Origin of the sequence: Pseudomonas sp. RC3H12, from assembly GCF_018596375.1 — a bacterium.
Taxonomy (GTDB): domain Bacteria; phylum Pseudomonadota; class Gammaproteobacteria; order Pseudomonadales; family Pseudomonadaceae; genus Aquipseudomonas.
The window spans coordinates 1,353,049-1,365,486 of the sequence record NZ_CP075595.1 but is presented as its reverse complement, the minus strand read 5'-3'; the positions used below and the strand labels follow the sequence as shown (position 1 = coordinate 1,365,486).

General features: G+C 63.2%; 13 protein-coding genes and 1 tRNA gene. All 14 read right to left on the bottom strand.

Annotation, left to right across the window (positions count from 1 at the left end; all coding sequences use genetic code 11):
- Positions 1 to 557 precede the first annotated feature (557 nt).
- Positions 558 to 645, bottom strand: a tRNA-Ser gene (locus KHO27_RS06425).
- An 875-nt stretch (positions 646 to 1,520) separates the two neighbouring features.
- On the bottom strand, positions 1,521 to 1,709 hold the full coding sequence (locus KHO27_RS06420; RefSeq protein ID WP_111533091.1) for a hypothetical protein: 189 nt from the start codon (positions 1,707 to 1,709) through the stop codon (positions 1,521 to 1,523).
- Between the two features lie 78 nt (positions 1,710 to 1,787).
- On the bottom strand, positions 1,788 to 2,162 hold the full coding sequence (locus KHO27_RS06415) for a hypothetical protein (protein WP_225933369.1): 375 nt from the start codon (positions 2,160 to 2,162) through the stop codon (positions 1,788 to 1,790).
- A 123-nt stretch (positions 2,163 to 2,285) separates the two neighbouring features.
- Positions 2,286 to 2,525, bottom strand: coding sequence for a hypothetical protein (locus KHO27_RS26515; RefSeq protein WP_502937600.1), 240 nt, complete (start codon positions 2,523 to 2,525; stop codon positions 2,286 to 2,288).
- Positions 2,526 to 2,735: 210 nt separating this feature from the next.
- Entirely contained in the window at positions 2,736 to 3,158 is a 423-nt protein-coding gene (locus KHO27_RS06405; protein ID WP_214501971.1) for a structural protein, read from the bottom strand.
- 41 nt (positions 3,159 to 3,199) lie between these two features.
- Positions 3,200 to 3,583, bottom strand: coding sequence for a tail fiber assembly protein (locus tag KHO27_RS06400; RefSeq protein WP_214501410.1), 384 nt, complete (start codon positions 3,581 to 3,583; stop codon positions 3,200 to 3,202).
- Positions 3,583 to 5,226, bottom strand: coding sequence for a hypothetical protein (locus tag KHO27_RS06395; protein ID WP_214501409.1), 1,644 nt, complete (start codon positions 5,224 to 5,226; stop codon positions 3,583 to 3,585). Before KHO27_RS06395 ends, KHO27_RS06400 begins: the two co-directional genes overlap by 1 nt.
- A gap of 6 nt (positions 5,227 to 5,232) precedes the next feature.
- Positions 5,233 to 5,829, bottom strand: a complete 597-nt coding sequence (locus tag KHO27_RS06390) for a YmfQ family protein (RefSeq protein ID WP_250888416.1) — start codon at positions 5,827 to 5,829, stop codon at positions 5,233 to 5,235.
- Complete coding sequence (locus KHO27_RS06385) at positions 5,820 to 6,860, bottom strand: baseplate J/gp47 family protein (protein ID WP_214501408.1); 1,041 nt, start codon at positions 6,858 to 6,860, stop codon at positions 5,820 to 5,822. The genes KHO27_RS06390 and KHO27_RS06385 overlap by 10 nt, the downstream gene beginning before the upstream one ends.
- Entirely contained in the window at positions 6,850 to 7,248 is a 399-nt protein-coding gene (locus KHO27_RS06380; protein ID WP_214501407.1) for a phage GP46 family protein, read from the bottom strand. The genes KHO27_RS06385 and KHO27_RS06380 overlap by 11 nt, the downstream gene beginning before the upstream one ends.
- A complete protein-coding gene (locus tag KHO27_RS06375) occupies positions 7,245 to 7,754 on the bottom strand; it encodes a phage baseplate assembly protein V (RefSeq protein ID WP_214501406.1) in 510 nt (169 codons plus the stop codon). The genes KHO27_RS06380 and KHO27_RS06375 overlap by 4 nt, the downstream gene beginning before the upstream one ends.
- Positions 7,751 to 8,863 carry a phage baseplate assembly protein gene (locus tag KHO27_RS06370; RefSeq protein WP_214501405.1) on the bottom strand — a complete coding sequence of 371 codons (1,113 nt, stop codon included), beginning with the start codon at positions 8,861 to 8,863 and terminating at the stop codon, positions 7,751 to 7,753. Before KHO27_RS06370 ends, KHO27_RS06375 begins: the two co-directional genes overlap by 4 nt.
- Positions 8,864 to 8,867: 4 nt before the next feature.
- Complete coding sequence (locus KHO27_RS06365; RefSeq protein ID WP_214501404.1) at positions 8,868 to 10,217, bottom strand: DNA circularization protein; 1,350 nt, start codon at positions 10,215 to 10,217, stop codon at positions 8,868 to 8,870.
- Positions 10,214 to 12,409, bottom strand: a complete 2,196-nt coding sequence (locus KHO27_RS06360) for a phage tail tape measure protein (RefSeq protein WP_214501403.1) — start codon at positions 12,407 to 12,409, stop codon at positions 10,214 to 10,216. The genes KHO27_RS06365 and KHO27_RS06360 overlap by 4 nt, the downstream gene beginning before the upstream one ends.
- Between the last annotated feature and the right edge of the window lie 29 nt (positions 12,410 to 12,438).

Here is a 12,438-nt window from a genome sequence, read left to right as displayed (position 1 = left end):
CGCGAACGCGCACAAGCCTTCCATTAGAACACCGCAGGCCAACTGTCTGAGTGTGCGCGACTTGCAGCGAACTCTGAAAGTGTTGGGCTTCTGCAGGGTTTCGCCGGGGATCTTTCAGCCAAAACTGGATCAACCCTCGGCCTCTCCTCCTAGGAGCGACATTACCCACAGCGAGATAACCTGAAAGCATCCTGCCGACTGCCTCAGGCTGGCGCGATCTCGAGGTTGAGAAGCACTCCTTAACTCCCGCCCCTCCCCACCAAAGCAGTGCATAGAGCCGAATCAAGCTTGCTTTTTTGCCAGGGACGTCGACCAGCTCTGAACGTTTTAGTCACTCAACATAAGCGACCGCTATCTCGCCTCCATGGCACCCGAGAGGTCAAACGAAATACGCAAGATGCAATAGCACGCAACAACGTGCAATTTGATGATTGCGCCTTAAAGAGGAAGGTGATCAGGCACGGATTTGATAGGAAAATTGGCGTTTTTCAAAAGCAAAACGCACAAAAAAAGGGTCTAGACTTTCATCTAAACCCTTGATTTTACTGAATTCGCGGCGGGGAACCAGGGATTCGAACCCTGGAAACGCGATTAACGTTCGCCGGTTTTCAAGACCGGTGCATTCAACCACTCTGCCAATTCCCCGTTTGTTCCGATGACGCGATACAACAAGCTGCAACTGGAAGGAACCTTAGATAAGAACTCTAGGATAGTTGCCCATCGACGGTTTTCAAGACCGTACCATAAGCATCCATTTATCAAGGCGTCAACGCAAAAATCGATTCCAAAACTAACCCGAGGTGGCTCGGCTACAGGCCGCATAGCCCAAGGGTCGTAATTTCAGTTTTGGAACCGATTTTAGAAGCTCTAGGAAACCAGAGGAGATTCAGGCCTTTTTGCCTTCACGCTTTTTTCACGTCAAATCCTGCACAGTAAACGCTCATCCGATCTCCTACGTTCGCCCGCGCTCCCCTGCGGGCTTTTTCTTTTCTGGATAAGACGAAACCGGCTAAGTCCAGTCGCCTTCAGCGCACATCAGCAGCGCTGCATTGGCTTGGCGAACCATTGCAATCCACTCAGTTGAGCTTACCAAGCCGGAATGCTGAAGACGCTGGGCTACTGCTAGGGCTTGATCATATTCTGACTCTCGTAGCACACCCGCACCAAGGTACCTACCCGTCCAGTCAGCAATGACCAGATTTTGCTCTTGCTCTACCACCCCAAAGCCCCCGCGAAGCCTAGCGCTAAATGTCGGCGAGATTACATAATGTCCGCCAAGCAAGAAATTGGGGCTTACTACCACTCATCCGGATCTTCCTGCAAAAAGAAATAATACCAAGGTCTAGTTGTAAGAAATCATTTCAAATACAGAAAAACGACAGAAATCGGAACGATTCGCAGCAATACTGCTTGAGCTGCCTAAAGCCATCGGCAGGCTAAAGCGAGCAGTCCAACCCATCGCTGCGTGTGAATGACCTGCGGGCCATAACAGCCCGATACCCTGTTGAACGGAACGAAGCTCAATGGCGGGAAAGTGGCTGGTGACCCAAGGCGTAAAGCTGATAATCGGTCACCGCTTGGAATGAGGACTCCGCGATAAGCCGTAAGCGCTCGATCTCTTCTACCGAACCTCCAGCGTCCTGAGCGTTATGGTAGGCACGCAAAGACTCAATGGCCTCACGAATAAGGGGCTCACCCGCCTCAATCATTCCTTCGATGGTTCGCTTCACGACATTTCTCCTGCCGAAACGTGCTGATCGCGCTGCGGCGCATCAAGCCCTAAGCCTCTAGCCCTCAAGCGGCATCCACATGACACATCCCCCTGCCGCTTGGGCGATCAACCAGTCATGTTCACGCTTGCCGAAGGGCCTGGGCATACCAATAGACTCTCGATAGGCATACTGATGGGTGACCTTCAGTTCCAACGCAGTAGGTGTTGCCTCTCCCAGCTTACCTTTGCTCAGCCCCTCCAAAGCGCCCGTTAATGCGAGATGTTGTTTAACTCCATCATCACTGTCTTCCAAAATGGATACAGCAATAAACGCAGCATTCGCACAACGATCCACTTTCAGTACCTGCGGCTTTGCACTGTCCATTTCAAAATTCGAACCTTGGGCTACGGCTGACAAACACAGTGCCGCACACATGAACAAACTACGCATCGACGACGTCCTTTCGACCTGAGCAGAGCAAAATACTCACACCTTCATACCCACCTCGAACGGCCGAAGCCTATCCTGGTGGCTTAACCAGGGCATTATAGGATTTCTCACAGGCAAGCCCAGCTATTCTGGCTCGGTCATACGATGCCGCCAGCTCTCCCGCTCGAGCATCAGCCCGTGCGAGCAGGTCGGAGAGCACCATGGCGGCGCGGCGGGCTGCCTCGCTTCGAGCGGCAAAGGCGGGATCCTGGCCGGGGCAACCGACGGCGGCAGCGAGTTTGCCGGCTTCGTCGTGCAGCCGCTGGCCAGCAGCATCAGCCCCAGCAGCAGCGCCTTCAGCGACTCTTCGTTGTTCCTGAGCATGCGCCCTCACCTCCTCTTGCGCTTCGACGCGCTGTTGCTCCTTTGCCCGCTCCCCTCGCTCACCCAGCACCTCAGCTAGGCGGTCGCCACTGTCCCGCTGTGCTGATGCGGTGGCAGCCTGGACGCGCTCCACAGATCGGCCGTGCTGGTAGACGAGCCAGTACGAACCGACCACAGCCAGCAGCGCAATCACGCGCACGCCCCAGATGTTCATGCCAGCGCCCTTCGCAAGCCCTCGGCGAATACCCCCGACGGATACTCGTAGTTCGCGTTCTCGTGCTTGATGATCGCGTGCACCAGGCCGCCCAAAACCTGCTGGTTCTTGATGTCCTTGATCGGATCGCTCGGGGCAAGGCCACAGCGCTGCGCTACGGTGCGGATGTAGGCATCGGTGTCGTTCTCTACCTCCGGTGCCCAGCGTTTGATGATCGCTGCCACAGTGCGCAGGCCGTGCTTGTTGTAGTAGGTCTGCAACAGCTTGCCGAGTGCACGAATGCCATTCTCCGGCGTGTCGAAAATGCAAAATCGGCCACCGGGCTCTTTACCGATCTGGCCTGCCCAGTTGTTGGTGGGGTTGAAATCGATGTTTCCCGGGTTGCGATTGCGCACGCCGCGGGGAAGCAATTGAGTCATGGTTTTCTCCAGGCAAGAAAAAGCCCCGTCAGTACGGGGCTTCATTGGGTTTGTTCAGTGATCCAGGGCGGTGCAACGGGCCGGTGCTCGATCTCGGGGAATTGCGCTGACTGGGGCCAGTCGCGCAAGGACTGCAGGTAAGTCAGCAGCTCGGCGAACCGCTCATCGGATAGCGTGGTGCTGCGCTGCAGATCCTGTTCGTCGCGGTGACGCTCGCGAAGCCAAAGCACAGCAGTCACAGCCGCATCGCGCCAAGCCCGCTCGGCGGCCGCTATCTGCTCCCGAGACAGGGATGGCGGGCTCAAATGTGCTTCAACCTCGGCAGGTTTCATGGGCACCAAGTCCTGCCCAATAAACTCATCTTGGGAGCCGTCCGACTCGAACGCAAAAACCTCATTTGTTTCAGGGTTCCGAAAGTATTTCATTACCGAAGCTCCGACCACGCAGAGATAGTGACGCCCCCCGTGCCGTTAACCGAATAGGTATGGCCTGGTGGGACAATGAAAGCCAGGAAAGGCGGGGTGGCGTAGCCGGCGTTTGTATAGTGCGTCGCCGCAACAACGCCATTCACCACCGCCGTCAACGACGCGCCGGACGCGATACTGCCTGTGACAGTGACCGCGATGGGTCTACCGGTGCTGTTGGTGTAAGTCGTACTGAGCGCTCGCCACGCTTTAACGTCTTGCCAGCTCTGACCCATGCCGAGCGTGAGCAACGCAGTGTTTCGCACTGTTCCATGTACAAATGCCGTCGTCGCGAGCCGTGTCGATTCGTCGCTTCCGGGCGCAGTATCGGCACGGGGCGAGCCGGTAAACACCGGGCTATCAAGCGTAGCCAAGGGCCTGCCTTGCCACTTCAAGACGCCAGTAACATCCATATGCAGCTTGCCGCCGTACTTGCCGGCCCAATGGAACGCTATACCAGGCGCCCATCGCTCGGCAGTCTGGTCTGGAGCCCACTCGCCAACTTGCTGCACTTCTCGAATTTCGAGCGCTGTAGAATCCCAGTTCCCGGTATCACTTGGCGAAGCAAGTCGCGGCCGCTGCTGGCTCACGGCATCGATCGATAACCGTTTTCCCAGCTCTGCAAGCATGCTGGCATTGTCTGCCTTCTTTGCCAGCGCTGAGTCTACTTGCGTCCTGGTATAAGTGTTTTCCCGGTCGGCTTTGTTGTCGGGATTGAAGCTGCTGGAATCCCAGATTCTATTGCCGTTCCAGCTCAGCACTCCGCTGGCGTCCATGGCAAGGGAGCCGGACGCCACCTTGGTCCAGTGGAAGCCAAGCCGTGGCGCGTACTCAAACCCCTTCTGCGCCTGGCCAACCATCTGTGCCTCGCGGATCTCAACCGGCACTGTGGTGTAGTCAGTACCCGGGCTAGGGGCGTAGAAGCGTGGCACCTGGTCGGTTAAGCCCGCGTGCAGGGCATCGGTGATGCCGTAGCCCGCCAGGGTAGTTGGGTTGCTACCGCCAGTGACGCGGCCCAAAGCGTCGACATTGACCTTGCGGTACTCGCCCGGCGCTACGCCGGTTTTTCCGTAGAGCATGCCAAATGTCAGGTCCGTGGCCCCCACGGTGGGGTACATCTGGTTTTTGAATTGCCAGAGGCTGCCGCCGTGGAAATTGCCCGCCTGAACAGCGACGATGAAACCGGGACTGAACTCGGCATTTTCGTTTGCATCCTGAGCACGCACCCATGCGTTCGCAGAAGCGACGTAGATGCCGTTCTGAGCGGCGTTAGCCTGATCCTTTACCAACACCCGCCCACCTGCTGGCAGCGCGATGCCGTCTATGGCCTGCAGGCCAGACAAAGCAATCGGGCCGGTGGTGGCGACCCGCACCGACGGCTTGAGATCGCTCGCGGCAATCCCTTGGATCGCCTGCAGCAGCTGGGCGTTGTTGTCTTCGCTCGGCGTAAGGCCGGCAGCTTTGATCACGTTCAACAGTTCATCGCTGACCGCGTTACCCCAGGCAGCCGGAATCAATGAGCCAGGCTGGCCGGTAGTGGCGTTTTCATCTGCAAACTTGCCGCCGACCAGGCCAACATTGGGAATGCGTTTCGGGTAGTCCATATCGAGTTATCCGTAGGTAATGGTTTCAAGGGTGTGCGCGGGGGCGGCGCGGCTGACCAGGCATTCCAGCGCGCCGTTAGCGGCACCGCCGAAGGTCTGGCCCCAGTGACTGAATCCGAAGCGGCTGCCCTGGGCCAGGCGCGGCCCCGTCTCCAGGGTCCACATGAACTGTGCGGACCAGGTGCCGAAGCGAGCCGAGCCGAAGCGCGACCGGCCGAAGCGCGGCGCCCGGTGCTCGATCACACGGGCATTGCGGTAGCCCAGCGAGAAAGCCAGCTCTACGAAGTAGGCCGGCGTCTGCCCGCCCACCTCCAGCAGCCGGCGGCGCACGGCCAGTTGCCGGTCGGCAAACGCCGGAGAGTCACCCATGCAAGGGTCGGGCAGGTGCATGACCCGCTCCCAGTCGGGAACCAGCTCGCGCACCGTGGCGGGCTCACTCTCGGCCAGCAAATCGGCGGCGCGACGATCCTCGGTGGCCAACTCCTGGGCCGCCGCCTGCAGCACCTGGTCAACGCCTGGGTTGAATTCACGATCCCAGGCTGGCCCCGGCGGCAGCAGCGTGCACAAGTGCGCGTAGTAGTCCTCTACCGTCCTCACGACCACAGCACACCACCATAGGTCAGCAGCTCATTAGCGGCCGCCTGCACGTCGCCGGCGGGACTGATGACCTTGTGATCACGCTCGCCCGTGGCGCCGCTGATAGCCTCGGCAATGTGGGTGGCCAGCAGCGTGGCGCCCAGCTCCGATTCACGGTTGTGCAGGTCCACCAGCGCGGCTTCCACGGCGCGGCGCACCGCGCTGCTGTCGGGGGTGACTGATAGCTGGTACTGCACCGGCTTCTCGGCCGGCGGCAGCACGTACACCTCGGCCGTGACGGGCCGCTCCTGCTCGATGTAGGCGGCCACGGTGGCCAGGGCCTCGGCGTTGGGGATGATGTCGATATCGCCATCGCGCACGAAGAACAGCCCCACCGTGCCCGGCCCCACCCAGCGCCGTACTACCCAGGCCCGGGTCACCCCGGCGACCTCCAGCGCCCAGGTCACGTAATCGCTCTTGCTGCCGCCGTGGGCAATGACGCGGTACGAACGAATCACCCGAGCGCGCAGCGCCTCGATACTCTCCTGCTCGGTACCGCCGGTCAGGCCCGGGGCCGCCACGGTGAACGTGTCATTGACCCCCAGCACCGGCGACACCAGGCGCAGCTGCGTGCCGGCAGGCGTGTTGCCCAGCTCGCCCGGCTCCAAGGCCTCGACCTGGGCGACTCCGTCGGTGCCGGTCAGCTTGACCGAGGCCCGCACCCTGAACATCACCTGGTCATCGCGCTGCAGCAGCGTGCCGGCGTCGAGCAGCGCCGAGGCGGCACCGGTGAAGGTGGCCGCCCCGCTCGCCTTCACGGCCTCCAGGCGCCCCCGCTTAAGCCGCGCCTGGGCCATGCGCAGCAGGGTTTCGTCGTCGGCCGTGTCGGGCAGGATCTGGTCGGCAATGTAGCGCTGATGGCCGTAGCGGCCGGACGACGCCGCGCCGAGCACGCGGGCCAGCACCTCGGCGTCAGAGCGGACCAGGGCGCTACCGCCGGCCAAGTCAGCCTGAGCCCTGGCCACCAGGGCGGGCAGTGTTGGGATTTCAAACGGCATTGATCACCTGCCACAGGTTGTCTAGTTGAACATCGATCACCGGGCCATCGTGCAGGCCGACCCGCACCTGCATGTCGAGGCGGTCGACCTTGCGCGACGCCGTTACCGTAACGGCGCTCACCCGGTCGTCATCCACCGCCCACTGCAACGCCTCGCGGGCGAACGCCTCAGCCGTGCGCACCGTGTCGTCGGTCAGCGTGCGCCGGCGCAGTTGCCACAGGCGGGAGCCGATGCGGTCATTGGCCAGGGTCGGGAACGTATCGCCCCACCAGCCATAACGCTGGTCGTCGTCCAGCAGGTCGCCGGCCTCGGCGCGTCGCCAGGTCAACAGGCTGATCACCACGGCGCGCTGCCAGGCGCGTTCGGACTCGGAGTCGAGCAGCGTCATGCCGTCACCACCGGCTTACCGCTCTGCTGGGTGCCCACTGTCACGCCGGCGTGCAGGTGGTTGACCTGGCTGACGCCGGCGGCGATCTGGTCGCCCTTGGAAACGATCTGGCCCGTGGTGCGGATCACCGGCGTATCGAACTCCACGGCCGTCTCGGCCTTGACCTTGAGCGTCAGCGTCTGGATCTCGATCAAGCGGCCACGCTTGAAGTGCAGGCAGTCGCCCTCGTCGGTGTAAATCGCCACCTCACCGCTCTTGAGCGCCTGCAGGCGAAAGCGCCGGTCGGCGACGCAGACGACCACCCCATGGGAGCGGTCGCCGCCCAGGAACGCCGCCAGCGCCTCGGCGCCGGGCAGCGGGTTGGACGTAAAGCCGTAGGGCTCGAAGTGCTCCATGCCGTCTTTCACTTCGTCGGCGGTCAGGCGCATCTGCAGGCTCTGCAGCTTGCGGCCAGCATCGACCAGGGCGACCACGCCCCGGGCGAGAAAATTTCTCATGGGTTTCATTGGCCAGGCTTCCAGTCGGCGGGGATCAGGTATTCGAAGTTGTCGGCCTTGCCGCCCTTCTTGAGCTTGCGCGACTTGTGCGGGTCTTTCGGCTCGGGGTCGAATCCATCCGGTGGGCCTACCACGATGTTGGCCACGGTGCCGGCGTCATCGAGCACATACTCGATTTCGCTGATGAGCATGTCGCGGTCGATGCCGATCAGCGGGTCGACCACGCGCACAATCATGTTCGGCACCCACAGGGCGCCGGTGGACTGTCGCCAACCCTGGATTTTGTAACGCAGGGTCAGCGCCTTACCCATGCGGCTGCCGCGCTCCCAGTTGGCCCGCGCCTGGGCCAGCTCCGGGGTCATCTGGCCACTTTCGTGAATCAGCAGCACCCGGCGCCGGGTGGCACGCGGATCGGTGACGCCGGCCTTCACTTCGCTGGCCGCCTCGCCGTAGTCAGTGTCGGTGCCCGAGCGCTGGCCGGTGACGCGGTACTCGGAAAACACCCCCGAGAAATCCAGCTCGGCGCTGCCGGTCAGCAGGTTCTGCCCCAGCTCCAGACGGTCGACAGCGCGGCCGGCGCTGCCCGGTTTGATGATCACCACCCGCCCCCGGGCGTCATCGGTCGACAGCAGCCGCGATAGCGTCAGCAGGCGGTCGATGGACTCGAAGGCGGTTTCGCCCGGTTCGATCTGGTGGTCGGCCAGCTTGGTGGTTTCCGCCACTTCGCTCAGCACCCGCACTCCGTAGGGCTCGGCCAGCGCCTGTACGATCTTCTGCACACTCTGCCCGCGCCACTGGCCGGGCTTGCTCACCGCCGAGCAGTCCACCAGGTCGGCAGTCAGCGAGCGGCCGGCGACCGAGCGTTCGACGCTGCGGGCGTCGTAGCTGATCGGCGTACCGAACACCCAGCCGGTCAGCACCAGGTCGGCACCGATCCGCACTTCGCAGCGGTCGCCCTGGCGCACCGGGATTTCCTGCACCTGGCCCGGCCAGCTCCACGTCACACCCAGGCGAAAATCCCGGGCCTGGCGTTCGATGCCGGCGCTGATGCTGACTTTCTTCCAGCCGCGATAATCCAGGCCGTTCACGCTCAGCGTGACAGCATTGTGGTTGTCCATGGGTTCACTCTCGAGCGATGGTTAGCGCGCCTACGGGCAGAAAGCCCGGGTGCTGCACCTTGTTACGCGTAACGATTTCCTCGGCGCGGGTGGCGTCGCCATAGCGCTGATAAGCCAGCACCACCGCCGGCAGGCTTTCCCGCGTGGTGACCTCGGCCAGCCGCACGCCAGCGCGGGCCACTTCGGTCAGGTGCGCACGCACCTGGCTGCGCACCGCCTCCAGTTGCTCGACGTGCTCGACCGGCGACGCCAGGGCGGCCAGCCACAGGGCGTCGCTGATGGCGTTACGTAGCGCGACCACGTCGGCCGTCACCGGCACCTCGGGGCGCTGGATCGGGGCCACCACCTGCTGTTCCAGGGTGGCGAAGCCGGTCAACGGCTCGGGCGCCTGCACCACCGGCATGGCCACCGCCTCGCGCACGGCCAGCACGATCAGCGCATCGCGCACCAGCTCGCGGGCAGCGGTGACCACGGCGGCGGTGTCGGTTCCTCCGGCCGGCGGCAGCGCGTTGGCCAACAGGCGTGCCTGCTCCACCTGGCCGGTGATGGCCCGGCCAGACTCAGCGAAGCTGGCAAACTCCGGCGCCGCGTCGGGCAGCGCCGCGACAGTGCGGGCAAACTCCGGGTCGGCCTCCAGGCTGGCCGAGTCGCTGCCGCTGGACGGCCCCCAGCGATAGCCTGACGACCGTGAACTGCCGCCGACACTGGCGAACTGCCCCCGGATCATTGCCGCGAAGTTGCCCGGGGCGTTAATCAGCATGTCGGCCAGCGCCTCCACCGAACTGACCAGGCCAGTCAGTTGGCGAAGCTCCGAGGCAATGGCCATCTGCACGCCGGCCACACCGTTCTGCAGCGCGACCACCGCCAGGCGCGCCCGGTTGACCACCACCATGGCGGCCTTGTACCGAGCAATCGCCGACTCAAGCAGGCTTTCCGATGAGTCCTCCAGCTGCCGCGCCGTGTTCGGCACACCGGCAGGAAAGCCCTTCTCGCCGTCTTCCACGAACACCAGGTCAAAGCGGACCATGCCGCCCTCGCGGCGCTCATGGCTGACGCTACAGGACGTCGCGGTGGCCGTCAGCCGGCCGTACCAGGGGTGGACCAGCTCGCCCGCCCCGGGCTTGTCCAGGGCGTTGAGCAGGTTGTCACGCTGAAAATAGCAGTCCTCCCCGATCACGAAGCCGGCCAGCTTGATTTCCCGCGTGACGCGGCCCAGGTCTTCCACCAGCGGCTTGTCCCGCTGCGGATACTCATGCGTCTGTGTGCGCCGTCCTGCCGGCATGCTGTCGCTGTCGACGTGGAACGGCACGCCCCGGAATGAGGCCGGGTGCAGCTGATCCCGCCAGGTACTCATGACGCCCTCCCCAAGGATCGGTAGCCCACTTGTGGGCTGACCTGCAGCCCGGGTTGATTGGTATCGGCCTGCTCCACCCGCATGCCGGGCGGCGCGTTGTCGAAGCGCACGACCATTTGCCCCTCCAGCTGGGCTTTGCTGGCCTGGGCCGCCTGCTGCACCAGGGAGCCCCGCGACGCAGCCAGGGCACCCGCTGCAGGTGCTGCCAGGCTGTTCTGCCCAGGCAGGCCCATTTCAGCGCGTTTCAGCGCCTCCCCCGGGGTCAGCCCTTTGGCCAGGCTTTCCTGCGCATGCTCGGCCATCTGCGAAGCCGACAGGGGCATAGCTGCCCATGGCCCCGGCTGGTCCGGCGCGCGCATCAGGCTGGCCGCGCTGGTGGCCTCCGGCATCAACTGCACCGGCTGCGCCATCGGCTTGACCAGTGCACCCGGTACCGGCTCGCCGGCGGCGTTGCGCGCCTTTTGCTGCTCGGCCCAGTCGTTGACCTTGGCCGTCGCCGCGCTGATCACGCCGTCACCGCTCGACTCGCTGTCGAAGCCCAGGAATTTCATCATCGGCTCGATGATGGGTCGCAGCTTGTCCCAGATCCCTTTAAAAAAGCCGGTGATGGGCTCCCAGTGCTTGATGATCAGGCCCAGCGGCGACCAGTCGAACATGGTTTTGAGGAAGTCGAAGAACGGCACCGACAGGGCTTTGACCAGCTCCCACAGCGCGCCAAAGAACGCCGTCAGTGGCTCCCAGTTGGCGACGATCAGACCCAGCGGCGACCAGGCGAAAGTGGTTTTCATCCACTCCCACACGGCCATCGCCGGGGCCTTGATCTTGTCCCACACCGCTTGGAAGTACGGCGCCACGGTCGACCAGTTGGCAATCAGGACGCCGGCAGCGATGGCGATACCACGGACGATCATGCCCACCGGGCTCATGCTCGCGACACCGTTCATCAGGGCCAGCGCCGCCGTGGCCCCGGCCGTGGCCAAGCGCAGCACGGTGAAGCCCACGGCCGCGCCCAGCACGCCCTTGATCAGCCACGGGTGCGCCCCGGCCAAGGTGGCCACGCTGCTGATGATTGGCCCCACGGCCGCCATGAAGTCGTTGAGCGGCGGCAACAGCATGCTGCCGACCGTGATACCCAGGCGGGTCACCCGGTTCTGCAGCAGCTGCATGGCGTTCTGCGTGGTCGCGGCCCGTGCGGCGTACTCGTTGTTCATCGACCCGGCATACTGACTTTCGTCGCCGACCGATTTGAAGTTCCTCTGCAGCGTGCCCAGGCTGGTCAGCAATGGCGCGATAGCCCCTACCGATTCCTTGCCAAACAGGTTGGTCAGTACCGCCGCCTGCTTGCTTTTCTCGACCTTAGCCAGCGTCTCCAGAACGCGGTTAATCGTCCCTTCGCTGTCCGTCTGCATGCCTTTGGCCAGCTCGTTGGCATCCAGGCGCAAGGCCTTGTAAGCCTCTTTCTGCGACTTGGTGGCCGCCGTGCCGGCGGTCAGGGTCAGCATGAAGTTCTTGATGCCCGTGGCGGCCACATCCTGGGCAATGCCCACCCCGGCCAGGGTCGAGCCCATGGCGGCCAACTGCGCCGCGCTGACGCCTGCGACCTCGCCCAAGGGGCCGATGGCGGTCAGGATGTTGGAGATTTGCCCGGTGCTGGCCGCGCCGGTGTTGCCCAGGTAGTTGATCTGGTCGGCCAGCGTGACCACTTCGGTCTGGTTCATCTTGAAGGCCGTGCGCCACTTGGCCATCATCGAGCCCGACTCTTCGGCCGTCTGGTCGAAGGCGACACCCATTTTCACCGCGTCTTCCGCAAAGCGGTTCAGCTCTTCCCGGGCAATGCCGGACTGGCCGCCGGCGGCGACAATCTGCGCGATGCCCTCGGCCGCCATGGGCAGGCGCTCGGACAGGCCCAGCACGTCGTCACTCATCGCCTTGAACTGCGCCGGCGACTCGAAGTTGACCACCTTCTTCACGTCGGCCATGGCGCTTTCAAAGCCCATGGCCGCCTTCACGCCCATGACGAACGGGGCCGCAATCGCCCCGCCCTGCAGGGCCTCGCCGAAGGTGATCCTGCCAAGGCCCGAGCTGTTCAGTTGCTTGCGCAGCACCGCGGCGTTCTTGCGCACCCCGCTCAGCACCGGGGACAGCTTGTCGACGCCGGTGATCAGCGCCTTGAGTTGGAATTTATCCGCCACCGCCTCCCCCATTCAGCGCGTTGATGCGC